A 24,334-nucleotide genomic window follows, 5' to 3' on the forward strand; every position below is an offset into this window, starting at 1 on the left:
TATGCCACACGTTGATATCAAATGTTTTCCCCGCGACCTGAACGACGAACAAAAAAGCGCCCTGGCGGCGGATATCGCCGAGGTGATCACCCGTCATTTGAACAGTAAAGATCGCTCCATCTCCGTGGCCCTGAACGAAGTTCAGGAAGCGGACTGGAAAGCGCAGGTCTGGGATACGGAGATTGGCCCGAAGCTGGATGAGCTGATTAAGAAGCCGGGTTATTCGATGTAAGTTTTTTGCCGGGCGGCGGCTACGCCTTGCCCGGCCTACAAAGGACCGTGCGTTGTTCTGCCGGGGCCTACAAAGGCGCGGAACCCGTAGGCCGGGCAAGCGCAGCGCCGCCCGGCAAACAGACCGCACGGTGCTAAACATACAACTCCGGATGCTCGTCAAGCATCAATAGCATATTATCCCGAATCTCATCCTGGGCTCCGGTCATCCACACCGCCTCCAGCGGCATTCCCATCCGATCGGCACCGTTCAGCTTCACAAACTTTACCCCCGGCATCAGATAGCGACTGCTCCATGCGGGCACAATCGCCAGCCCAATTCCCGCCGCCACCAGATTGATAATGGTCTGCTTCTCATCCGCCATCTGTGACACTGTCACCTCAATGCCAGCGTGATGGAACAGCTTCATGGTCAGGTCGTGGCTGTGCGGGCGTGAACGCCGCTCGGGCAGGATCATCGGCATCCCTTCCAGCTCCACAATATCTACCGCGTCGCGCTCCGCAAAAGGATGGCTGGCGGGCAGGGCCAGAATACCCGGCTCGTTGCACAAAAACGCCCGGCCAAACTGCACGTCGAGCTGGGCAGGCGGGCGGATAAACACCAGATCCAGCCTGCCGCTTTTCAGCTTCGGCAGCAGATGCACCGTCTTATCCTCGAACAGCTGGATCTCCACCTCCGGGTAGTGCTGGCGGAACAGCTGCAGCAGCCCGGGCAGTAAGCCGATGGCCGCACTGTCGATAGTTCCGACGCGTAAAAGCGGCTGCGAACGGCGCGGATTTTGACGAAATTGCAACATAATCGCGTCGGCATGGGCGAGCAGTTTTCGCGCCTCTTCCCGCAGCAGGACGCCGTTCTCGGTAAGCGCCACCCGGCGGGTCGATCGGGTGAACAGACGTGTGCCAAGTGCCTCTTCTAAAAGACGAATATTTCTTCCCAGGGCGGAGGGCAGCATATCCAGGCGCTGTGCCGCCTGGCCGAAATGCAGGGTCTCCGCCACCGCCAGGAAACAGCGCAGGTGTTGTAGTTCCATTTTGGCTCGCTCGTGATTATTGCATTTTTTTGTATAAACCGATGCGCATGATCATGCAAGAAATATCAGCATACTCATCAAAGCAGCCCGACTGCGTACCCTACAAAATAATTAGAGGAACACCTCACATGACCTGCACAATCGAACAACGGGTAATGCGCAAAATCACCTTGCGCATCGTGCCCTTCATCATGCTGTTGTACTTCATCGCCTTCCTTGACCGCGTGAACATCGGTTTCGCGGCGCTCACCATGAATGCCGACCTCGGTTTCTCTCCGGCGGTGTTTGGCTTTGGGGCCGGGATCTTCTTCCTCGGCTATTTCCTGTTTGAAGTCCCGTCCAATCTCATCCTGCACAAGGTCGGGGCGCGCATCTGGATTGCGCGGGTGATGATCACCTGGGGGCTGGTCTCTGGTGGCATGGCCTTTGTTCAGGGCACCACCAGCTTCTACACCCTGCGTTTCCTGCTCGGCGTGGCGGAAGCCGGGTTCTTCCCGGGGATCATCCTCTACTTAAGCTACTGGTTCCCGGCACAGAAGCGCGCCCAGGTCACAGCCATCTTTATGGCGGCGGCCCCCATCTCCACCGCGCTCGGCTCGCCGATCTCCGCCGCGCTGCTGGAGATGCACGGCATGATGGGCTTTGCCGGCTGGCAGTGGATGTTTGTTCTGGAAGCGGTTCCGGCGGTGATCCTCGGCGTGGTGGTGCTGTTCTGGCTGACCGACCGCCCGGAAAAAGCGAAATGGCTCAGCGAAGAGGAGCGCGGCTGGCTGATTGGCACCCTGCAACGCGAGCAGGCGGCGAAACAGGCCACGGCGCAGCACAGCGTCTGGAAAGGGCTGCTGGATAAACGCGTGCTGGCGCTCTCCCTGGTCTACTTCGGCACCTCCGCCGGGCTCTATACCCTGGGTATCTGGTCCCCGCAGATCATCAAAACCCTCGGCGTCTCCTCCATGACCGTCGGCCTGCTGAACGCTATTCCGGCGGTGATTGCGGTGGTGGCGATGGTGCTCTGGGCGCGTCATTCGGACAAAACCGGCGAACGCTCGTGGCACGTGATTGCCGCCTGCATCGTGGCTGCTGCCGGGCTGTTTATGGCGGGCAGTACGGCAAGCATCGTCGGCGTGATCCTGGCTCTGACCATCGTTAACTGCGGCATCAGCGCCTCTAAACCGCCGCTGTGGAGCATGCCAACGCTGTTCCTTTCCGGTTCAGCGGCGGCTGCAGGTATCGCCACCATCAACTCACTCGGCAATCTCGGCGGCTTTGTCGGCCCGTTCATGATTGGCCTGATTAAGCAGCACACCGGCAGTTACACCTGGGGGCTGTGGTTTGTCGCCGCGTTACTGATCCTCTCCTCGCTTGTTGTGCTCTGGCTGTCGGCATCCAGCCGTAAAACCCAGACCAGCGAACCCTTAGTTCAGTCAAAACATTAATTAAAGGAAACACAGATGAAAGATTACGCGATTGCAGCCATCCCCGCAGACGGTATCGGTCCGGAAGTGATCACCGCAGGGGTAGAGGTGTTACATGCGCTGGCGCAGCGTCAGGGAAATATGCGTTTCTCGGTACACACCTTTGAATGGGGTTCGGACTATTACAAAACCCACGGCGTGATGATGCCGGAGGACGGACTGGCGCAGTTAAAAGCTTTTGATGCCATCTACTTTGGTGCGGTGGGTGCCCCGGACGTGCCGGACCACATCACCCTGTGGGGGCTGCGTCTGCCGATTTGCCAGGGCTTCGACCAGTACGCCAACGTGCGACCGACCAAAATCCTGCCGGGCATTCAGTCTCCGCTGCGCAAGGCGGTGCCGGGCACTCTCGACTGGGTGATTGTGCGTGAGAACTCGGAAGGGGAATACTCCGGTCACGGCGGGCGGGCGCACCGCGGTCTGCCGGAAGAGGTGGGCACCGAGGTGGCGATTTTCACCCGCACCGGGGTGACGCGCATCATGCGCTATGCCTTCCGTCTGGCGCAGACGCGTCCGCGAAAGCTGTTAACCGTGGTGACCAAGTCCAACGCCCAGCGTCACGGGATGGTGATGTGGGATGAGATCGCCGCCGAAGTCGCCCGTGAGTTCCCGGACGTCACCTGGGACAAAATGCTGGTGGATGCCATGACCGTCCGTATGACCCTGCACCCGGAGTCGCTGGACACCATCGTGGCCACCAACCTGCACGCCGACATCCTCTCCGATCTGGCAGGCGCCCTGGCGGGCAGCCTGGGGGTGGCGCCGACCGCTAATATCGACCCGGAGCGCCGCTTCCCGTCGATGTTCGAACCGATCCACGGCTCGGCGTTTGATATCACCGGCAAGGGCATCGCCAACCCGGTCGCCAGCTTCTGGACCGCGGCGCAGATGCTGGAGCATCTGGGTGAAGGCGAAGCCGCCGCCCGTCTGATGACCGCCGTGGAGCAGGTCTGCGCAGAGGGGATCATGACCCCGGACGTGGGCGGCACGGCCAATACCCGCGAGGTCACCCAGGCGGTGATCCGCGCCATCGCAGAAGGCTGACTTATGGCTCAACACGACGACAGCGCCCTGAGAGGGGCGCTTACTGAGATCTTCATGGCGGCAGTGAAGAGTGCCGATCCCCACGAAGCGCTACTCAAAGCTCTGCCGGAAAAACCGCGCGGCCGCTGCATTGTGGTCGGGGCCGGGAAAGCCAGCGCCGCCATGGCCGCCGCGCTGGAGGCCGCCTGGCCGGATGTGGATCTGCAGGGTGTGGTAGTGACCCGTTACGGTCACGCGGCTCCGACGCAAAAAATCCGCATCGTCGAGGCGGCGCACCCGGTCTCGGACGCGATGAGCGAAGTGGCCTCGATGCTGATGATGGAGCAGGTGAAAAATCTTACCGCCGACGACTGCGTGATCGCGCTGATCTCCGGCGGGGGCTCGTCGCTGCTGGCGCTGCCGCGTAAGAGGATCACGCTTGCCGACAAGCAGGCGGTGAACAAGGCGCTGTTGAAGAGCGGGGCGACCATCAACGAGATGAATACCGTTCGCAAGCAGCTCTCTGACATTAAAGGCGGCCGCCTGGCGCTGGCCGCCAGACCCGCCCGGGTGATCACGCTTATCATCAGCGACGTGCCCGGCGACGATCCCCAGAGCATCGCCTCCGGCCCAACGGTGGCGGACAGCTCAACAACCGAAGAGGCGCTGGAGATTATCGCCCGCTACGGTCTGGATCTGCCGGAGCCGGTGATGCGGGTGATGCGAACCCCGCGCGCGCCGGTGACGCCTGCGGACATTGACGAGGATATCCGCCTGATCGCCACGCCGTCCGGGGCGCTGGCCGCCGCCGCAGAGGTTGCCCGGCGGATGGGCTACACCCCATTGATTCTGGGCGATGCGCTGGAGGGCGAAAGCGCCCAACTGGGGATTGTTATGGCCGGGATCGCGAAATCCGTGAAGCAGCACGGCCTGCCGGTGAAAGGCCCTGCGGTGCTGCTGAGTGGCGGCGAGACCACGGTGACCATTGGCGACACCGGCTGCGGACGCGGCGGGCGCAACACCGAGTTCCTGCTGGCGCTGGCCTGCGCGCTGAAGGGCGAGGAGGGGATCTACGCCATCGCGGGGGACAGCGACGGTATCGACGGCACCGAGGATGCCGCAGGGGCCATCGTCACGCCGGATACGCTGTCGCGCACTACGCTGGATGCGAAGGCGATGCTGCGCGGACACGACAGTTACAGCTACTTCGCTGCGCTGGGGGATCTGGTGGTGACCGGCCCGACGTTAACCAACGTGAATGATATACGGGTGGTAGTGGTCAGGTGAGGGGGTATCGCCGGGCGGCAGCTTCGCTTTGCCCTGCCTACAACAGCACGAACCCTGTAGGCCGGGTAAGGCGCAGCCGCCACCCGGCGTTTTTCTCAACGATTTGCGAGGCTACTTCAGGAAATTCCTCTTGTTGTATATTGATATCAGTCAATTATACAAATGTTTTAATGTTGTCTTTTCTTAAACAATGCAAGGATATAAACAATGACGCTAACTGTTAATAATGCAGTGATGCAAAGAGCAAGGAAGTAATATTTGTCCCATGTATCACCAGGAATAACGCCAGTATACAATCTTATTAAATCATAGGCTTTCATTTCTGGTATAAATAAATACAAGGTTATCAATGCCAGAGTGAACAGAAATGCTTCCCCAATCCATAAAAATACGAAATGCATAGGCTTCATTAGTACACCTGTATAGTACCGAAAGCAGTTAATGAGGACGTTACTTGTATGGTTGGCGTTTTAAGCAAAACATCACGTAAAAGCATAAAATCAGATAGACGCGGCATAGTAATACAACCTTCACTTACGCCCTTATAACCTGCAGGATGTAAACGAAAGTGTCCTCTTTCTACATGTCCTATGAATGTAATATCGTCAATTTGTGCGTCATGTCTGTATAAAGCAAACCATACTGACCTGTCAGAGCCTGATACAAATGACGCAAAAGCATCACTTAACCCTGTTAATATGCCGCCAGTACCACGCGTTACAATGTAGTACAAACCTGGCGGTAGCGGCCCGATAGAGGGTATTGCAATATCATTAGCATTGTTGCGTGACGTGCCTGTACCAGAATAAGCAGGGAAAAAACTATCCCGGGCAGCTCAGATTACTGAGTTGATTGCCATTTAGATGAAAGGTGCATTGGATCATCGTTCATTCCAGCTATCCGAGAAAATCACGTTTCCATCACAATATTTCCATGTGATTTTTTCATATCTCAAGGAGACCGCTTCCAGATGATTATGCTTTTCAGTTGCTGGATTTTTACAATCGTGCATCATAGGGCAAATTGAAATAACCTTAACGTTCTCAAGTAACATGTTGAAGTACTCTTCCTCTTGCCCTGAGTAGTTAATTTTATACCATTTTATTTCTACGCTTTTGAGTGTTTGTCCCTTTGCTACAGCCTTATAAATATATGGGCTTGAGGAATCAAATTCTTTCTGGAATGTTAATGGCGCATGTAACCGCGTTCCAGTGATTTTACCTGCGCTATTATCAGTCGGTAAGTGTAATCCATGACTAAAACCCAGAACTTCTATGCTTCCTTCACGATCTTTAACATCAACCGATCCTTTAATATCAGCACCACCATCATCTTTCATCCATAAGTAAGCGGGAATTGCCATTTATGTAATCCTTTATACAGTTGATAAATTCAATAAAACCATACTTAAAATAAGGTTTATTTGCAAAAATATTTAGTCAGATAACAGATGCGGTTTTGCATTTATGAAAGTAAATTCAACTGAACTGGCAGGCATCTAAAATCACACGCATTCAAATTTTCTCAGACTTCCCACCGCCAAATCACCCGTCCCCCGGTTTACAGGGCACTACACTGATCTACATACCTCCACGCGCTAACCCAGCGCGTGATTTTCATGTCCATTAAATAAGGATGCATCATGAACCGGCCCATTCCTCTCGAGCGTTATCGCAACATCGGTATCTCGGCACATATTGATGCCGGTAAAACCACCACTACCGAGCGCATCCTGTTCTATACCGGGGTGAGTCACAAGATGGGGGAGGTCCATGATGGCGCGGCGATCACCGACTGGATGGCGCAGGAGCAGGAGCGGGGGATTACCATCACTTCGGCGGCGGTGAGCTGTTTCTGGTCCGGCATGGATCGCGAGTTTGAGCCGCACCGCATCAACATTATCGACACCCCCGGGCACGTCGATTTCACCATTGAGGTGGAGCGCTCCATGCGGGTGCTGGACGGCGCGGTGATGGTGTACGACTCGGTGGGCGGGGTGCAGCCGCAGTCGGAAACGGTCTGGCGGCAGGCCAACAAGTACCGGGTGCCGCGCATTGCCTTTGTGAACAAGATGGATCGGCCGGGAGCCGATTTCTTTCACGTTGTGCAGATGATGATCGACCGGCTGAAAGCCCATCCGGTGCCGATTGTCATCCCCATCGGCGCGGAAGATCACTTTACCGGGGTAGTCGACCTGATCCATATGCGGGCCATCCTCTGGGATGACGCTACACAGGGGATGACCTTCAGCTATGCCCCAGTGCCGGACGATTTGCTGGCGACGGCGCAAGCCTGGCGGGAAAAAATGGTCTCGGCGGCGGCGGAAGCCAGCGACGAGCTGATGGATAAATACCTCGAAACCGGCGATCTCGACGAGGCGGAAATCATCCGCGGCTTACGTAAACGCACGGTGGCCGGGGAGATCCAGCCGATGCTCTGCGGAAGCGCCTTTAAAAACAAAGGGGTGCAGCGGATGCTCGATGCGGTGATCGAGTTTATGCCGTCGCCCCTCGACGTGCCCGCTATCGACGGCGTGGATGAAAAAGGCCAGCACGCCGAGCGTCACCCCAACGACGACGAACCCTTCTCGGCGCTGGCGTTCAAGCTGATGTCGGACCCCTACGTCGGCCAGCTGACCTTTATCCGCGTCTACTCCGGGGTGCTGAAAAAAGGCGACGCGGTGTTTAATCCGGTGAAGGGCAAAAAGGAGCGCATCGGGCGCATTGTGCTGATGCACGCCAACGACCGTCATGATGTCGAAGAGCTCAGAACCGGGGATATCGCCGCCTGCGTGGGGCTGAAGGATGTCACCACCGGCGATACCCTGACCGACCCCAATGCGGTGATCACCCTTGAGCGGATGGAGTTCCCGGACCCGGTGATCTCGCTTTCTATCGAGCCGAAAACCAAGGCCGATCAGGAGAAAATGGGCATCGCCCTGCATCGTCTGGCGGCGGAAGATCCTTCCTTCCACCTGCATACCGATGAAGAATCCGGCCAGACCATTATCTCCGGGATGGGCGAACTGCATCTTGAGATCATTGTCGACCGCATGAAGCGCGAGTTCGGCGTCGAGGCCAACATTGGCCGTCCGCAGGTGACCTACCGGGAGACCATCCGCAAAGCGGTGAGCGACGTTGAAGGCAAATTTGTCCGCCAGTCCGGGGGCAAAGGGCAGTACGGCCACGTGGTGCTGAGCCTCGAACCGCAGGAGCCGGGCAGCGGCTTCGCCTTTGTCGATGCCACCAAGGGCGGGGTGGTGCCGCGGGAGTATATTCCGTCGGTTGAGAAAGGGCTGCGCGAGGCGATGAACAGCGGCGTGCTGGCGGGTTATCCGGTGGTGGATATCAAAGCGACCCTGACCTTCGGCTCCTATCACGACGTCGACTCCTCGGAGATGGCGTTTCGTATGGCGGCGATCTTTGGCTTCAAGGACGCGGCGCGCAAGGCCGACCCGGTGATCCTGGAGCCAATGATGCACGTGGAGGTCGAAACCCCGGAAGAGTACGCCGGGAATATCATGGGCGACCTCTCGTCCCGGCGCGGGCTGGTGCAGGGGATGGAGGAGCAGTTCGGCAGCCAGATAATCCGCGCCGACGTGCCGCTGGCGGAGATGTTCGGCTACGCCACCACGCTGCGGTCGATGTCGCAGGGGCGGGCGACTTACAGCATGGAGTTCCACCACTACGCCGAAGCGCCGCGCGTTGTGGCCGATGAGATCATCGCCGGACGCTCGAAAAAGTAGAGACCGGGCGAACCATGAAGCGCCTGCATCTCGCTCTCGCCGTCACCGCCGCCCCCCTGTTGCTGCTGGGGTGCGTGGTGATGTCCGGTACCAGCAAAACCGACTTTGCCGCCACGAAACAGGCGGACATGGTTTTTATCGGCCTGCCGGCGCCGCTGAACTGGTTTGTGGCCGGGATGCAGGGCACCACGTTTCCGGTCTCCAGCACCCTGTCGCTCACCGCCGCGCACGTCGCGGTGCCGCTTCTGAAGCCGATCAAAGCCCAGCACCCCATCTGCGATGTGGCGGTGATTGCCGATAACAACCTCGGAAAGATCGTGCATCAACTGGCCTACGCCCGGGCCGGGCGCAACGTCACTCTGTTCGGCTACAGCGCCATCAACAGCCTGCCGAAATCCAGCCGGGGCAAGATCGACGGCTTCGTTAAGCGCAACGGCTGCTATTACGGGATTGTCACCGGGGCGGGGGCGGTATCCGGCATGTCAGGCGGGCCGGTGATCGACAGCCTGACCGGGGAGACGGTGGGGATCATCACCAACGTCATCCCGGGGGAAGGAGCGGTGGTCTTTATCGCGGTGCAGGATTTTACTAACGTGCTGGACCGGATGCGCATCCCCTATAAAACTTACTGACCGGGCGCTTTCACCTGCCGACCGCTGGTGACAAAAGTCCCCGCGCCGAGATGATGCAGGGTATTGCGTTTATCGTCGTCAAACTGCCAGTGTCCGGCCACGAACGCCCGCTCGTCTGCGGCGGCAGAAACCACTTCGCCAAAAAGGGTGTCATATTTTTCTGCGGCGGAGGTGGCGGGCAGCAGACGGCACTCCATCCAGGCCAGGCACTTCTCTTCGATCACCGGCAGCCCCAGCACCGGGCCGTTAATCACCGGGATACCGTAGCAGTTAAACTTATCCTCCTCGCGCCCGCTGACGCTGCCCACGGCGTAGGTCCAGTTGGTGGCCGCCACGCCGGGAACCACAATCCCGAACATGCCGCTGCGCTCAATCAGCTCCCGCGACCAGGCGCTTTTATCCACCACGATGGCGATGCGCGGCGGTTCGAACTCGACCGGCATCGACCAGGCGGCGGCCATCACGTTGCGCCGTTCAAGGGTGTCGTCGCGGCTGGTGATCAGGATTGTCGGGCCGTGATTCAACAGGCGGCTGGCGTGCATTAACTCAACGGGGCGGAAGTGGCTCATCGATTTTCCTCGCAGGACAGGTGCAGGCATTAAACGCCTGAAAGCCATCAGAAATCAATATGCAACAAACACGTCATATTTACGTCACATAAGCTGCCTACAGTGGCGAGCATCAAATCCCAAAGAGGATAACAATATGCTCACTTCCATCTCGCTCAAAGGCGTGTCGTACGCTTTTGGCGCGAATACCGTATTGAATCAAATCGATCTGCATATCGAGCCGGGTAGCGTGGTTGCGCTGCTGGGGCCGTCGGGCTGCGGGAAAAGTACCCTGTTGCGTCTGCTGGCGGGGTTAACCCAGCCCGCAGAGGGGGAGATCCATTTTGGCGATCGCCTGGTGGCAAAACCGGATGGGCACTGCCGCCGGAAGCCCGGGACATCGGCATGGTGTTCCAGGATTACGCCCTCTGGCCGCACATGACCGTGGCACAGAATGTGATGTTCCCGCTGAGAATGCGCAATGTCCCGCGTCAGGAACGCGACAGCCGCGTGGCGCAGGCTCTGGCGCGCGTTGGCTTAAGCGATTTTGCCGAACGCAAACCGGCCGGGCTTTCCGGCGGGCAGCAACAGCGCGTGGCGCTGGCCCGGGCCATTGTCGCCGAGCCGCGGGTGCTACTGTTTGACGAGCCTCTCTCCAACCTCGACAGCGAACTGCGTGGAACCTTGTGTCACGAGATGGCCACGCTGCTGCGCCAGCTCGGCACCACCGCCGTCTATGTTACCCACGACCGCCGGGAGGCTGAAATCCTGGCCGATCGCATCGTGCATTTGTCTGCTGGCAGCGTTGCTGCCGATCGTTTGATTACCACCTCAGGGGAGTTCGCATGAAAGCTGCAATGTCCGTCAAAAAAGGAGTGCTGTTAGCCATGGCGTTATCGTCCGTTATGATGTCCAGCGCCCACGCGCTGACCGTCTACACCGCGGGGCCGGGGTCGCTTGCCAAAAATCTGGCCAGCGGTTTTGAGAAGAAAACCGGCGTGAAGGTGGATATTTTCCAGGCCACCACCGGTAAAGTGATGGCCCGCCTCGAGGCAGAGCAGGCCAACCCGCAGGCCGATATTCTGATCTCCGCTTCATGGGATACCGCAGAAGATCTGCACAACCGTGGCTGGCTGCTGCCGTACCAGAGCGCTAACGCGGCCAACGTGCCTGCGGAACTGAAATCAGACGACTTTGTCGCCCAGGGCGTGTCGGCGTTAGGCATCGTCTGGAACACCAAAAGCGGCACCCCGGAGCCGAAAGAGTGGCGCGATCTGACCACCGACGCTTTTAAAGATAAAGTCACTACGCCGGACCCGGCGCTGTCGGGGGCGTCGCTGGATCTGCTGATCGGGCTGCAAAATGGTATGGGCGATAAGGCCTGGACCCTGTTTGATGAGCTGAAAAAGAACGGCATGGTGGTGAGCGGCCCGAATGCGCAGGCGGTGACGCCGGTGATGCAGGGGGCGAAAGCGGCGGTCTTTGGCGCGGTGGACTACGTCTCGTATGGCAACATCAGCCAGGGCGAATCCCTGAAGGTTATCTTCCCGGCCAGCGGCACGGTGATTGCCCCGCGTCCAATGATGATCCTCAAATCCAGCCAGCATGCGGATGACGCCAAAGCGTTCGTGGATTACGTTCTGTCGCCAGAAGGTCAGGCGATGGTAGCCGATGCCTGGCTGATGCCCGCCCGTGGCGACGTGCAGGCCAAACGTCCGCTGCTTAACGACCTGAAAATCCTGCCGACCAAAAGCGACGGTTCCAGTGAACGTAGCGATATCCTCAAGCGTTTCAACACGCTCTTCACCTTATAATCATGCGACGGGGGCAACCCCGTCTTCAGGACTGCTTTGTGAATCCTAAATATCTTTCGCTGACGACGCTGGGGCTACTGCTGATCCTGGTGGCGTTTCCGCTGACCTTTATTCTGCTGCAGGCGGTGTTCCCGCAGTTCAGCGCCGGGCAGTTCTCCGGGGCGTTTAGCGGTATCAGCACGCTGCTGGCCGAGCCGCAGCTACCGGGCATGCTGGGCGGGACGCTGCAAATCGCCCTCGGCGTGGCGCTGGTCAGTGCTCTTATTGGTTTTCCACTCGGGGTGGCACGCGGCCTGTTTAATCTGCCGCTACCGAAACTCTGGGATCTGCTGTTTCTGATCCCGTTTTTAACCCCGCCGTACATTGCCGCACTGTCGTGGATGCTGGTGCTGCAAACCAACGGCTATCTGCAACAACTGACCGGGCTCAACCTCAACGATCTGCTGTTCAGCAAGACCGGGATTGTGCTGGTGATGGCGCTCAATATCTTCCCGGTGGTCTATTTTGCCGTGTCGCGCAGCCTGCTGGCGAGCGGGCAGCGTCTTGCTCTGGTGGCCCGCGTTCACGGTGCCAGCCCCGGCCGGGCATTCTGGCATATCACCTTGCCAATGCTCTCGCCGTCGCTGGCGGCGGGAATGCTGCTGGCTTTCACCCTGGCGATTGAAGAGTTTGGCGTGCCCGCCGCGCTGGGGACGCGTGCAGGCGTGCTGATGCTGACCACCGATATCGAGAAAAAGCTCGCCGACTGGCCGATCGATCTCTCGGGGGCGTCGATGCTGTCCGTGGTACTGGTGGCTATCGCGCTCAGCGCCTGGTGGCTGCAGAAAAAGCTGACCGGTCATCAGGATGTGACCAGCATTACCGGCAAACCGACGGAGAATATGGGGGCGAACGCCGGGGTGTTTACGCTGCCGGTGGTGGCGCTCATGGCGCTGGTGGGGGTTATTGCGGTGATCCTGCCGGGTGCGTCGATGGCGCTTTCCGGCGTACTAGGGACCCTGTCCGGCGGGGTGACGCTGGCCAATCTGACCGGCGCTCACTATGTTGCGCTGTTCAGCCAGCACGGAGATGCGCTCTCGGCGTTAGGCACCAGCCTGTCCCTGGCGCTGGGCGCGGCCTGTATCACCGGGGTGCTGGGGCTGCTGGCCGCCTGGCTGGTGGTGGTCCAGAAGATCAAAGGTCGGGGGTTGCTGGATGCGCTCTCCCTGATGCCCGCTGCTTTGCCGGGCGTGGTGGTCGGGGTGGGGCTGATCCTGCTGTGGAACCGCCCGTTCTGGCCGGTATCGCCTTATAACAGCTGGGCGATTTTGCTGCTCTCCTATTGTTGCCTGCTGCTGCCCTGGCCGGTGCGCTATGTCGGTAGCGCGCTGCGCCAGCTGGGGGGCAATCTCGAGCCTGCCGCCCGGGTGCATGGCGCGTCGGCATTGCAGGCGCTGCGTTTTATTGTGTTGCCGCTGGTCTCTCCGGCGATGCTGGCGGCGATGCTGATGGTATTCGCTATTGCCTCCCGCGAGCTGGTCACCTCGCTGCTGCTGGCTCCGGCGGGTACGCAGACCGTGTCGGTGTTTATATGGCGGCAGTTCGAGCAGGGCTCCGTCGGACAGGGAATGGCGATGGCCACCCTGACGCTGCTGACCGGGCTAGTGTTGATGCTGACGGCGCTGGGGATCATGCAGCGCTCAACGCGTGGGTAAAAAGCACTTTTGCGACAGTGGGCTGAAAAATATAGTTTATAAACAAGGAAGAAATGTTAAAGGAGCCCATCATGACCCCGTTTTTGACCGCTTATTTCGCCCGTACCGGCTGGCAGCAGCCGGTTTCCGTGGATATCGCCACCCTACGGGCGCTGCACCTGCATCACAACAGCGCCATCCCGTTTGAGAATATCGATGTGGTTTTGCCGCGCGAGATCCAGCTCGACGATCACTCCCTGGTCGATAAACTGGTCACCGCCCGACGCGGCGGGTACTGCTTTGAGCAGAACGGCCTGTTCGAGCGGGTGCTTCGCGAGGTGGGCTTTAACGTGCGAAGCCTGCTGGGCAGGGTGGTACTGGCGAACCCGCCGCACATGCCGCCGCGCACCCACCGTCTGCTGCTGGTGGAGCTCGACGGTGAATCCTGGATAGCCGACGTCGGCTTTGGCGGACAGACCCTGACCGCGCCGATTCGTCTGATCGCCGAAGAGGAGCAGGCGACGCCCCACGGGCTGTACCGGCTGATCAACGACGGCAGCGACTGGGTGTTGCAGTTCCGCCATCACGAGCACTGGCAGTCGATGTATCACTTCGATCTCACCGCGCAATATCAGGCCGATTACGTGATGGGCAACTTCTGGTCCGCGCACTGGCCGCAGTCCCATTTCCGCCACCATCTGCTGATGTGCCGCCACCTGCCCGACGGTGGCAAGCTGACCATCACCAACTTCCACTTTACCCACTGGCAGGACGGTCACGCGGTTGAGCAGGTTAACCTGCCGGATGCGGCAGCGTTATATCAGGTGATGCAGGAGCGCTTTGGGCTGGGCGTGGACGATCCGAAGCACGGCTTTACCCTGGCCGAACTGACGGCGGTGATGGCCGGGTTTGAAACCCATCCGCAGGCGGGGAAATAGAGTGGGAAGGGGCGTTAGCCCCTTTCTGTTAGCCGATGAGAACCTTTGCGCGTGCTCTGACGGCATTTAACTCTTCGACGGTTGCGGTTCCCTTTTTCACTGCGTTGCGTGCCCGCCAGTCCAGATTTTTAATTTGGTCGGCGAGGGCGACGTTAGGGCGTGAGCCGCTAATGCTGACTTCGAAGGGATAATTTTTAATTTGTGACGTGACTGGACAGCAAAGCATCAGGCCGGTGCGTCCGTTGTAGGTTGCAGGTGATATGACCAGCGCAGGGCGATGTCCTGCCTGTTCATGTCCTGACTGCGGATCGAAATCCAGCCAGACAATATCACCCGCTTCCGGGATGTAGTCCATTACAGCAGCTCCTTACCTTGCGGTTCCCCAAATGAGATTTCATGATGCAGATTGTCGTCAGTGATTGCCGCAAGCAGCGATTCAAGTGTCGGTTCGTCCTTCCTGACCGGTGTCAAAATAATTCGTCCTTCTTCGTCTACGTTAACGTTTACTACATCATCAACGTTCAATTCAGCCTCACGCATGACCGCGACGGGTAGCCTGACAGAAGGGCTGTTTCCCCATTTTTTACGGTGACTTGTGGCATATAAGCACTCCAGATGTCGATACATAGTATCGACATCATAAAGCGCATAGATTTTATGTGTCAACATTGTCGATACGTTTGTCGGCCTGCAACGCCGGGCGGCGCTTGCGCTTGCCCGGCCTACGGTTTGGCGCGGTTGGGTAGGCCGGGTAAGGCGAAGCCGCCACCCGGCGGGATGGGGCCAACAACGCCGGGCGGCGCGTGCGCTTGCCCGGCCTACGGTGTGGTGCGGTTTGGTAGGCCGGGTAAGGCGCAGCCGCCACCCGGCGTTTTTATGCGGCATGATGTTCTGGAGTGAGCGGAAGCACCACCAGAGTCGCATGTTTCCCCTCACCCCAACCCTCTCCCCAAAGAGGAGAGGGAGCAAACCCCGGCGTGACGCGGACTCAACGCCGCGATCGCACCAGCTGATAACGTCGCGTAATGTACTCGAACGGCGCGCTCCAGACGTGCACCAGTCGGGTGAAGGGGAAGATCAGGAAGATTGTCATCCCCAACACCAGATGGACGCGGAAAATAAAGGCCACGCCGGTCAGCATTTCAGACGAGCCCCCCTGGAAGGTAAAGATCCCCTGCGCCCAGCCGACCAGCTTCAGCATTTCGCTGCCGTCCGGGTATTGCGCCGAGAACGGAATGGTCGTCAGGCCGAGCACGCACTGGGTCAGCAGAATGCTCATGATGATGATATCCGGCGTGGTTGACGTCGCCCGTACCCGCTGGTTGAACAGGCGGCGGTAGAGCAGCATCGAGCCACCAATCAGCGTCAGCACCCCGCAAATCCCCCCGGCAATCATCGCCAGCTGCTGTTTAACCGCCATCGGCAGGAACCAGGCATACATCCAGTGCGGGGTTAACATCCCGAACAGATGGCCGAAAAAAATCCCCAGAATGCCGATGTGGAACAGGTTCGAGCCCCAGTTCATGCCGCGCTTGTCCAGCAGCTGGCTGGAGGAGGCGCGCCAGGTGTACTGCCCGTAGTCATACCGCAGCCAGCTGCCGAGGAAAAAGACCGCGGCGCAGATGTAAGGGTAGATATCGAAGAAAAAGACGTTCAGATGCTGTGTCATTTTGGGCCTCCGGCGCTGACGTCCACGTACTGCGGCGCGACGTCCTGGCTAAAGCGTCGTTGATACTGCTGCATCGGCGAGCTGTCGCAGGCCGTGGCGTTATCTTCAATAAACTTTACCTGTTCCTCTTCCCAGACCGCGTCCAGCGCCTGGCGGGTGTCGTCCCGTTTTTCGCCTGCCACCTGTTTGGTGACACTGTCACTGGATAGCTTACTGCCGGCAAATTTCAGCAGGGCGTCGAAGAGCTGATACTGCGCTACCTCCCGCTGCTTCAACCGCCCGCCAATCAGCGCCAGGATCGGCGCGACGTTCTGCAACCCCTCCCGGGCCTGGGTTTCCGGCAAAGTGCTCAGATACTCCAGATAGAGCGGCAGATAGTCCGGCAGTTCGCGGCAGTCAAGCTGCAGCCCGGCCTGCTCGTACTGGTTCATCAGGTCGACCATCGCCTGGCCGCGATCCCGCGACTCGGCATGCACATGCTCGAACAGCAGCAGCGAGGTGGCGCGCCCGCGCTCGAACACCTCGCACCACGACGCCTGCCGGTCGAGCAGCGGGGCCCTGAGATACGCCTGCGCAAAAGGCAGCAGCGCCGGGGCGTCCTGCGCCACCAGGGCCCGCGCCTCGTCGCGGCTCTCCCACAGCGCCTCGTCCGGGTACTCAATCAGCAGGGCGATAATTTTGAGGATCTGCATCACTCTCCCTCCCCATGTTCGCGCACCTCGGTGATATTGATGGCGTCGATGCGGCTGCTGTTGAACAGGTTGAATTTGGTGTCGGAACCGTGGCAGCCGTCGCCAAAGGTAAAGCCGCAGCCGTTGCGCTCCGGGAAGGCGTCGCGGGCCATCTCCCGGTGGCTGGTCGGGATCACGAAGCGGTCTTCGTAGTTAGCGATAGCCAGATAGCGGTACATCTCCTCCACCTGCTCAACGCTGAGGCCCACCTCTTCAATGGCGCGGGTATCGGTCACCCCTTCGACGGTCTGGGAGCGTTTGTAGTGGCGCATCGCCATCATGCGCTTCAGGGCACGCAGTACCGGGCCGGTGTCGCCCGCGCTAAGCATATTCGCCAGGTACTGCACCGGAATGCGCAGGCTTTCCACCGCCGGAAGAATGCTGTCGGTCTGCGGCAGACCACCGGCATCGGCGTAGGACTGGATCGGCGACAGCGGCGGCACATACCAGACCATCGGCAGGGTGCGGTACTCCGGGTGCAGCGGCAGGGCCAGCTTCCAGTCCATCGCCATTTTGTAGACCGGCGAACGTTGCGCCGCATCGATGACGTTCTGTGGGATGCCCTGCTTAACCGCTTCCTCGATGATGGCCGGGTCGTGCGGATCCAGGAACACGTCGCACTGACGCTCGTAGAGATCGGTTTCGTGCTCGGTGCTGGCCGCCTCTTCGATACGATCGGCGTCATACAGCAGCACGCCGAGGTAGCGGATGCGTCCGACGCAGGTTTCCGAGCAGACGGTCGGCTGGCCGGATTCGATACGCGGATAGCAGAAGATGCATTTTTCCGACTTACCGCTCTTCCAGTTGAAATAGATTTTTTTGTACGGGCAGCCGCTGATGCACAGACGCCAGCCGCGGCATTTGTCCTGGTCGATCAGCACAATGCCGTCCTCTTCGCGCTTGTAGATGGCCCCGCTCGGGCAGGTTGCCGCACAGCTCGGGTTCAGGCAGTGTTCGCACAGGCGCGGGAGATACATCATGAAGGTGTTTTCGAACTGGCCGTACATCTCCTTCTGCATCCGGTCGAAGTTACGATCCCTTGCGCGTTTCTCGAACTCGCCGCCGAGCAGCTCCTCCCAGTTGGGCCCCCATTTGATTTTGTCCATGCGCTTGCCGTCGATCAGCGAGCGCGGGCGGGCGGTCGGCAGATGGCCGCCTTCCGGGGCGCGGTGCAGATCCTGATAGTCGAAGGTAAAGGGTTCGTAGTAGTCGTCAATCTGCGGCATTTGCGGGTTGGCGAAGATTTTCGACAGCACGCCCAGTTTGCCGCCCAGGCGCGGGGTCAGCTTGCCCGAGATGCCGCGGATCCAGCCGCCTTGCCACTGCTCCTGATCTTCCCAGTTTTTCGGATAGCCGATGCCCGGCTTGGTTTCGACGTTGTTAAACCAGGCGTACTCCATCCCTTCGCGCCCGGTCCAGACGTTTTTGCAGGTCACCGAGCAGGTGTGACAGCCGATGCACTTATCAAGGTTCAGAACCATGCCAACCTGTGAGCGGATTTTCATTTTTTCGCCTCCTGTACCTGATCCCTACCTTCGCCGTCCAGCCAGTTAATGTTCTTCATTTTGCGGATCATGATGAACTCGTCGCGGTTGGAGCCTACGGTGCCGTAGTAGTTGAAGCCGTACGCCAGCTGGGCGTAGCCGCCGATCATGTGCGTCGGTTTCGGGCAGACGCGGGTCACCGAGTTATGGATGCCGCCGCGCCGTCCGGTCACTTCGGACCCCGGAATGTTCAGGATGCGCTCCTGGGCGTGGTACATCATGGTCATCCCCGGCGGCACGCGCTGGCTGACCACCGCCGGCGGTGAGCGCGCCGTTGGCGTTGAAGCACTCGATCCAGTCGTTATCCTCAATGCCCAGCTCCCGGGCATCGGTTTCACTGATCCAGACAATCGGCCCGCCGCGCGACAGGGTCTGCATCAGCAGGTTTTCGCTGTAGGTGGAGTGAATGCCCCATTTCTGGTGCGGGGTCAGGAAGTTCAGCGCTTTTTCCGGGAAGCCGTTCGGCGGGATCTCGCGCATATGGCTGACGCTGCGGGTATCAATCGGCGGACGATAGGCCACCAGGCTTTCGCCGAAGGCGCGCATCCAGAGGTGATCCTGATAGAGCTGCTGACGCCCGGAAAGGGTGCGCCACGGGATCAGCTCATGAACGTTGGTGTACCCGGCGTTGTAGGAGACATGCTCGCTCTCAATGCCGGACCAGGTCGGGCTGGAGATAATTTTGCGCGGCTGGGCCTGAATATCGCGGAAGCGAATCTTCTCGTCTTCCTTGTTCAGCGCCAGATGGCTGTGCTCGCGCCCGGTGAACTCCGCCAGCGCTTCCCAGGCTTTCACCGCCACCTGGCCGTTGGTTTCCGGGGCGAGGGCGAGAATCACTTCCGAGGCGTCAATCGCCGTTTCGATGCGCGGGCGGCCTTTCGCCGGGCCATCGAGCTTGACGTAGTTGAGCTTGCCGAGGAAATCGACCTCGTCCTGAGTGTTCCAGGAGATGCCTTTCCCGCCGTTGCCGAGTTTGTCCAGCAGCGGGCCGAGGGCGGTAAAGCGCTCGTAAGTGTCAGGATAGTTGCGCTCCACCACGGCGATAGTCGGCGCGGTTTTGCCGGGGATCAGATCGCATTCGCCTTTGCGCCAGTCGGCGATGTCGAACGGCTGGGAGAGCTCCGCCGGAGAGTCGTGCTGCAACGGCTGCAGCACCACGTCGGTTTCCGTTCCCAGATGGCCGACGCACACCTCCGAGAAGACTTTGGCGATGCCCTTGTAGATCTCCCAGTCGCTGCGCGACTCCCAGGCCGGGTCCACGGCGGCGGAGAGGGGATGAATAAACGGATGCATGTCCGAAGTATTCATGTCGTCTTTCTCGTACCAGGTGGCGGTAGGCAGGACGATATCCGAGAACAGACAGGTGCTGGACATGCGGAAGTCGAGGGTGACCAGCAGATCCAGCTTGCCTTCGATGGCGGCGGTCTGCCACTCCACCTCTTCCGGCTTCACGTCATCGGTGTTGCCCAGCTCTTCACCCTGAATACCGTTTTCGGTACCGAGCAGGTATTTGAGCATGTACTCGTGGCCTTTGCCGGAGGAGCCAAGCAGGTTCGAGCGCCAGACGAACAGGTTGCGCGGGTGGTTGTGCCCGCTGTCCGGCTGCTCACAGGCCATGCGGATATCGCCGGATTTCAGCGCCCGGGCGGTGTACTCCTGGGGCGACAGTCCTGCGGCATCGGCCTGGGCCTTAATGTGCAGCGGGTTGAGGTTGAGCTGCGGCGCGGAGGGTAGCCAGCCCATGCGCTCGGCCCGCACGTTGAAGTCGATCAGGTGCCCGGTGAATTTCGAGGCGTCCGCCAGCGGGGAGAGCAGCTCCCTGGCGGTGAGTTTTTCATAGCGCCACTGGCTGGCGTGGTTGTAGAAGAAGGAGGTGCTGTTCATCTGGCGCGGCGGACGGTTCCAGTCCAGGGCAAAGGCCAGCGGCAGCCAGCCGGTTTGCGGGCGCAGCTTCTCCTGGCCGACATAGTGCGACCAGCCGCCGCCGCTTTTGCCCACGCAGCCGCAGAAGACCAGCATGTTGATCATCCCCCGGTAGTTCATGTCCATGTGATACCAGTGGTTGACCCCGGCCCCGAGGATGATCATCGACCGGCCGTGGGTTTTATGGGCGGTATCGGCGAACTCCCGGGCAATCTGTTCGATATGACGACGCGGCACGCCGGTGATCTGCTCGCCCCAGGCCGGGGTGTAGGCTTTGATCTCGGCGTAATCTTTTGCCGCGAGGTTATCCTCCAGCCCCCGGTCGAGGCCGTAATTCGCCAGCACCAGATCGTAAACGCTGGCGACCTGCAGCTGGCGGCCATCGGCAAGGGAGAGGGTTTTGACCGGCAGCTGGCGCACCAGCACCGGCTCCTGCTTCACGCTGCGGAAATGCGGGTTTTCGTTGCCGCCAAAATAGGGGAAAGCCACCCCGGCGACGGTGTCGTGGGTGCCGAGCAGGGAGAGCGCCAGCTCGGTCTCCTGGCCTGCCGCCTGCGATTCGAGGTTCCATTTGCCTTTCTCACCCCAGCGGAAGCCGATAGAGCCGTTTGGCACTACCAGATCCCCGGTGAGGGTGAAGGCGATGGTTTTCCACTCCGGATTATTGGCTTCGCCCAGCCCCTCGGCGAGGTCGGAGGCGCGCAGCATCCGGCCTGGGACCAGGCTGCCGTCGTCCCGGGGATCGAGCATCACCAGCATCGGCATGTCCGTATAGCGGCGGCAGTAGTTGAGGAAGTAGTCGCTGGGGTTATCGAGGTGGAACTCTTTCAGGATCACATGCCCCATCGCCATGGCTAAGGCGCTGTCGGTACCCTGTTTCGGCGCCAGCCACTGGTCGCTGAGTTTCGCCACTTCCGAGAAATCCGGGGTGATGGCGATGGTTTTGGTGCCCTTGTAGCGCACCTCGGTGAAGAAGTGGGCGTCCGGGGTGCGGGTCTGCGGCACGTTGGAGCCCCAGGCGATGATATAGCTGGAGTTGTACCAGTCGGCGGATTCGGGCACGTCAGTCTGTTCGCCCCAGGTCATCGGCGAGGCGGGCGGCAGGTCGCAATACCAGTCGTAGAAGCTCAGACAGGTGCCGCCCAGCAGGGAGAGATAGCGGGTACCTGCTGCGTAGGAGACCATCGACATCGCCGGGATCGGCGAGAAACCCGCCACCCGGTCCGGGCCGTAGTGTTTGATGGTCCAGACGTTAGCGGCGGCGATAAGCTGGTTCAGCTCTTTCCAGCTCGAGCGGACAAACCCGCCGTGGCCGCGGGCCTGTTTGTAGCTCTGGCTCTTTTGCGGATCGTTCTGGATGGCGTTCCAGGCCAGGACCGGATCGCTGTGCTGAGCCAGCGCCTCGCGCCAGAGCTCAATCAGCGACTTGCGCACCAGCGGATACTTCAGGCGGTTGGCGCTGTAGAGATACCAGGAGTAACTTGCCCCACGCGGGCAGCCGCGCGGCTCGTGGTTGGGCAGGTCGGGGCGGGTGCGGGGGTAGTCGGTCTGCTGGGTTTCCCAGGTGACCAGCCCGTTCTTGACGTAAATCTTCCAGCTGCATGAGCCGGTACAGTTCACCCCGTGGGTGGATCGCACAATTTTGTCGAACTGCCATCGCTGGCGATAGCTGTCCTCCCAGTCGCGGTTGGTGTGCATCACCTGACCGTGTCCATCGGCGAAGGTGTCGCCTTTTTGTTTAAAATAACGAAAGCGATCCAACAGTTTACTCATGACGTTTCTCCTGACGGGGCGACGCACCACCCCGGGGTTACACTGCTCACAAAGTATTGAATATCGTTATGATTTGACGTGCTTTTGTCGACGGCCATACACCAGCCAGGTGACGAACACGCAGACGATGTAGAACACCAGGAAGACCTTCATCGCGCCGACCGGCGAGCCGGTCATCGCCAGCGAAGTGCCGAAGGCTTTGGGAATGAAGAACCCGCCGACGGCGCCAATGGCCGAGATGAAGCCCAGCGCGGCGGCGGTATCGGTAACCGCCTCTTTCTGCGCCTGTTCGTCGGTGCCGCCGTGGAGTTTCACTCTATAAACGGTGATTTGCCGGAAGATGACAGCGATCATCTGGAAGGTGGATCCACTGCCGAGGCCAGCGGTGAGGAACAGCCCCATAAACACCAGATAGAAGGCGGTAAAGCTGCCGGAACCGGTGCCCGGCAGGGTGAGGAACAGCAGGGCACTAAACAGCGCCATAAAGATGAAGTTGACCAGGGTCACGCGCACCCCGCCGAGCTTGTCGGAGATCACCCCGCCTGCAGAACGGGCCAGCGCGCCGATAAGCGGACCGAAGAAGGCCAGGTGCAGGATGTTAACGTCCGGGAACTGAGTTTTCGACAGCATGGCAAAGCCTGCCGAAAAACCGATAAACGAGCCGAAGGTTGCCAGATAGAGCAGGCTCAGCAGCCACAGGTGCAGACGCTTAAGCACCGGGAGCTGGCTGGCGATGGTGGCCTTCGAGCTGGCGATATCGTTCATGCCAAAAAAAGCGGCAACGGTCGCCAGCAGCAGTAGCGGGGCCCAGATCCAGGCGGCGTTCGCCAGGAACAGGCTGGAACCATCCTCCTGCGGCACGCCGTGTACCCCGAGAAAGGTAAACATCGGCAGGAAGATCACCACCGGGGCGACCATCTGCATCACGCTGACGCCCAGATTGCCCAGCCCGCCGTTAATGCCGAGGGCGCTGCCCTGTTTCGATTTGGGGAAGAAGAAGCTGATATTGCCCATGCTGGAGGCGAAGTTGGCCCCGGCAAAACCGCATAACAGGGCGATGATAATAAATACCGAATAGGGGGTAGATGTATTTTGTACCGCAATACCCAGCCACACGCAGGGAATAATCAGAATAACGGTGCTTAATACCGTCCAGTAGCGACCGCCAAATATAGGCACCATAAAGGAGTAGGGGACGCGTAATATTGCCCCGGAGAGTGACGGCAGGGCGGTTAACATAAATAGTTGATCGGTAGTGAAATTAAATCCGACTTTATTCAGATTCACCGCAACGGCGCTAAATAGCATCCAGACGCAGAATGCCAGCAGCAAACAGGCGACGGAGATAACCAAATTTCGTCGCGCAATCGCCTTACCTTTATTTTCCCAAAATGCAGCGTTTTCCGGTTTCCAGTTACTTAAAAGATAATGATTATTCTTCTCAGTTTGTTGCGACATATTACCCTCTTGCATTCCATAAATGGCAGAAAGAGAAATACATTCAGGCAGATGCCTGAAATTCTGATGAGAATTTTTTGAGTGGTTTTGGGAGTCTTCTGAAAGGATAGATAAAAAAGCGAACCCCTGAGAAAAGAAGGGAGAAGAGGATTCGCTTAATGTGTTACAAATCGTAACAGTTAAATGAAATTAATGGTTAATTAAGCTCAAGCGTAATTAAGGTTTCGAGATGCTGATTAAATGCGGCCTCGTCCATTTCCGGCATATTTAACACGTAAAAACTATCGAGACCGCAGACCAGACCAATTAAGCGCCAGGCGATATTTTCCGGGCGATCGTTAAGCGTAAAAGCCTTTGCGTCTGCCCCGGCGCGAATTATGTCTACCGCCTCCTGATGCCACATCTCCATCGTTAATACGTAGGCGCCTTTTATTTCGTCGTCGCGAATAGCTAACAGCTGCGCTTCGCGCCACAGGCGGATATAGGGCTCGAAACTGCGGTCGTCGCTGCCGAGCATAGAATGCAGGCGTTCACGCCAGCTGGCGTTTTCTGCCACCACGTCGGCGTCCAGCAGGGTGCGAATCAGGCGCACAAAGGCCTGGGCTTTCAGTTCGCCTGCGGAGGAGAAGTGGTGATGGACCTGACCTGTCGCCACTTTTGCCTCGGCGGCGATACGTCTGACGGTCATTGCGGTAAAGCCTTCGCTTAGGGCCACGCGCATGGCGGCCTGCAAAATCTCTTCCCGCCGTTCGTCCTTGCTCAGATAGCTCATTTCTTTTCACTCTCAACCCGGGGACAACGAGTGTAACAAAAAGCTGGACATGCGTTCAACTTTACGT

At 59.1% G+C, this 24,334-nt stretch carries 20 protein-coding genes and 3 pseudogenes; 10 read left to right on the plus strand and 13 right to left on the minus strand.

Features of this window, described 5'->3' with window-relative positions:
• The first annotated feature begins 1 nt into the window (after position 1).
• On the plus strand, positions 2–232 hold the full coding sequence (gene pptA / locus K5I40_RS05520; protein WP_138369011.1) for a tautomerase PptA: 231 nt from the start codon (positions 2–4) through the stop codon (positions 230–232).
• A 133-nt stretch (positions 233–365) separates the two neighbouring features.
• Here the strand turns inward: pptA and K5I40_RS05525 are convergent, their stop codons facing one another.
• Positions 366–1,262 carry a LysR family transcriptional regulator gene (locus tag K5I40_RS05525; protein ID WP_223075307.1) on the minus strand — a complete coding sequence of 299 codons (897 nt, stop codon included), beginning with the start codon at positions 1,260–1,262 and terminating at the stop codon, positions 366–368.
• Between the two features lie 128 nt (positions 1,263–1,390).
• On the opposite strand from K5I40_RS05525, the gene K5I40_RS05530 reads away from it, so the two are divergent.
• From K5I40_RS05530 to K5I40_RS05540, 3 genes are read left to right on the plus strand one after another with little or no spacing between them, the layout of a single operon-like run.
• A complete protein-coding gene (locus K5I40_RS05530; protein WP_223075306.1) occupies positions 1,391–2,698 on the plus strand; it encodes an MFS transporter in 1,308 nt (435 codons plus the stop codon).
• Between the two features lie 15 nt (positions 2,699–2,713).
• Positions 2,714–3,781, plus strand: coding sequence for a tartrate dehydrogenase (locus K5I40_RS05535; protein WP_223075305.1), 1,068 nt, complete (start codon positions 2,714–2,716; stop codon positions 3,779–3,781).
• Between the two features lie 3 nt (positions 3,782–3,784).
• Positions 3,785–5,047: a glycerate kinase gene (locus K5I40_RS05540; RefSeq protein ID WP_223075304.1), complete on the plus strand. Its 1,263-nt coding sequence runs from the start codon at positions 3,785–3,787 to the stop codon at positions 5,045–5,047.
• A gap of 167 nt (positions 5,048–5,214) precedes the next feature.
• Here the strand turns inward: K5I40_RS05540 and K5I40_RS05545 are convergent, their stop codons facing one another.
• The 3 genes and pseudogenes from K5I40_RS05545 to K5I40_RS05555 all read right to left on the minus strand — a co-directional run bounded on the left by K5I40_RS05545 (position 5,215) and on the right by K5I40_RS05555 (position 6,410).
• Positions 5,215–5,457, minus strand: a complete 243-nt coding sequence (locus K5I40_RS05545; RefSeq protein ID WP_223075303.1) for a hypothetical protein — start codon at positions 5,455–5,457, stop codon at positions 5,215–5,217.
• Positions 5,457–5,931, minus strand: a pseudogene (locus tag K5I40_RS05550) (DUF2778 domain-containing protein). Before K5I40_RS05550 ends, K5I40_RS05545 begins: the two are co-directional and overlap by 1 nt.
• The gene (locus K5I40_RS05555; RefSeq protein ID WP_223075301.1) at positions 5,928–6,410 is read right to left on the minus strand and encodes an Hcp family type VI secretion system effector; all 483 of its coding nucleotides are present in this window, start codon (positions 6,408–6,410) and stop codon (positions 5,928–5,930) included. Before K5I40_RS05555 ends, K5I40_RS05550 begins: the two are co-directional and overlap by 4 nt.
• A 279-nt stretch (positions 6,411–6,689) precedes the next feature.
• On the opposite strand from K5I40_RS05555, the gene fusA reads away from it, so the two are divergent.
• Together fusA and K5I40_RS05565 are read left to right on the plus strand one after the other, a co-directional pair.
• On the plus strand, positions 6,690–8,792 hold the full coding sequence (fusA, locus tag K5I40_RS05560) for an elongation factor G (protein WP_223075300.1): 2,103 nt from the start codon (positions 6,690–6,692) through the stop codon (positions 8,790–8,792).
• 14 nt (positions 8,793–8,806) lie between these two features.
• Positions 8,807–9,424, plus strand: a complete 618-nt coding sequence (locus tag K5I40_RS05565) for a trypsin-like peptidase domain-containing protein (RefSeq protein WP_039028702.1) — start codon at positions 8,807–8,809, stop codon at positions 9,422–9,424.
• On the opposite strand, the gene K5I40_RS05570 is transcribed toward K5I40_RS05565, so the two are convergent.
• Positions 9,418–9,993 (minus strand): flavin reductase family protein, encoded by a 576-nt coding sequence (locus K5I40_RS05570; RefSeq protein ID WP_223075299.1) that lies wholly within the window; start codon positions 9,991–9,993, stop codon positions 9,418–9,420. The two genes, K5I40_RS05565 and K5I40_RS05570, sit on opposite strands and share 7 nt — an antisense overlap.
• 136 nt (positions 9,994–10,129) lie before the next feature.
• Between K5I40_RS05570 and K5I40_RS05575 the strand changes: the two are divergent.
• The 4 genes and pseudogenes from K5I40_RS05575 (at position 10,130) to nhoA (ending at position 14,397) form a co-directional block, all read left to right on the plus strand.
• Positions 10,130–10,821: pseudogene (locus K5I40_RS05575) on the plus strand (ABC transporter ATP-binding protein).
• A complete protein-coding gene (locus K5I40_RS05580; protein WP_223075298.1) occupies positions 10,818–11,786 on the plus strand; it encodes an ABC transporter substrate-binding protein in 969 nt (322 codons plus the stop codon). The pseudogene K5I40_RS05575 and the gene K5I40_RS05580 overlap by 4 nt, the downstream one beginning before the upstream one ends.
• A gap of 38 nt (positions 11,787–11,824) precedes the next feature.
• On the plus strand, positions 11,825–13,480 hold the full coding sequence (locus K5I40_RS05585; protein WP_223075297.1) for an iron ABC transporter permease: 1,656 nt from the start codon (positions 11,825–11,827) through the stop codon (positions 13,478–13,480).
• 71 nt (positions 13,481–13,551) lie between these two features.
• Positions 13,552–14,397 carry an N-hydroxyarylamine O-acetyltransferase gene (nhoA, locus tag K5I40_RS05590; protein WP_223075296.1) on the plus strand — a complete coding sequence of 282 codons (846 nt, stop codon included), beginning with the start codon at positions 13,552–13,554 and terminating at the stop codon, positions 14,395–14,397.
• A gap of 28 nt (positions 14,398–14,425) precedes the next feature.
• Here the strand turns inward: nhoA and mazF are convergent, their stop codons facing one another.
• The 8 genes and pseudogenes from mazF to K5I40_RS05630 form a co-directional block, all read right to left on the minus strand.
• Positions 14,426–14,752 carry an endoribonuclease MazF gene (gene mazF / locus K5I40_RS05595; RefSeq protein ID WP_223075295.1) on the minus strand — a complete coding sequence of 109 codons (327 nt, stop codon included), beginning with the start codon at positions 14,750–14,752 and terminating at the stop codon, positions 14,426–14,428.
• On the minus strand, positions 14,752–15,066 hold the full coding sequence (locus K5I40_RS05600) for an AbrB/MazE/SpoVT family DNA-binding domain-containing protein (RefSeq protein WP_405023079.1): 315 nt from the start codon (positions 15,064–15,066) through the stop codon (positions 14,752–14,754). Before K5I40_RS05600 ends, mazF begins: the two co-directional genes overlap by 1 nt.
• Before the next feature lie 319 nt (positions 15,067–15,385).
• A complete protein-coding gene (narI, locus tag K5I40_RS05605) occupies positions 15,386–16,066 on the minus strand; it encodes a respiratory nitrate reductase subunit gamma (protein WP_039028710.1) in 681 nt (226 codons plus the stop codon).
• Positions 16,063–16,758: a nitrate reductase molybdenum cofactor assembly chaperone gene (gene narW, locus K5I40_RS05610; RefSeq protein WP_223074004.1), complete on the minus strand. Its 696-nt coding sequence runs from the start codon at positions 16,756–16,758 to the stop codon at positions 16,063–16,065. Before narW ends, narI begins: the two co-directional genes overlap by 4 nt.
• The gene (gene narH, locus K5I40_RS05615) at positions 16,758–18,302 is read right to left on the minus strand and encodes a nitrate reductase subunit beta (protein WP_138368996.1); all 1,545 of its coding nucleotides are present in this window, start codon (positions 18,300–18,302) and stop codon (positions 16,758–16,760) included. Before narH ends, narW begins: the two co-directional genes overlap by 1 nt.
• Positions 18,299–22,037 (minus strand): annotated as a pseudogene (locus tag K5I40_RS05620) (nitrate reductase subunit alpha). Before K5I40_RS05620 ends, narH begins: the two are co-directional and overlap by 4 nt.
• Positions 22,038–22,103: 66 nt before the next feature.
• Positions 22,104–23,495: a NarK family nitrate/nitrite MFS transporter gene (locus K5I40_RS05625; protein WP_039028714.1), complete on the minus strand. Its 1,392-nt coding sequence runs from the start codon at positions 23,493–23,495 to the stop codon at positions 22,104–22,106.
• 196 nt (positions 23,496–23,691) lie between these two features.
• Positions 23,692–24,267 carry a TetR family transcriptional regulator gene (locus K5I40_RS05630; RefSeq protein ID WP_039028715.1) on the minus strand — a complete coding sequence of 192 codons (576 nt, stop codon included), beginning with the start codon at positions 24,265–24,267 and terminating at the stop codon, positions 23,692–23,694.
• Positions 24,268–24,334: the final 67 nt, after the last annotated feature.

The organism is Leclercia sp. LTM14 (assembly GCF_023736175.1).
In the GTDB taxonomy this organism is placed as follows: Bacteria; Pseudomonadota; Gammaproteobacteria; order Enterobacterales; family Enterobacteriaceae; genus Enterobacter; species Enterobacter barmai.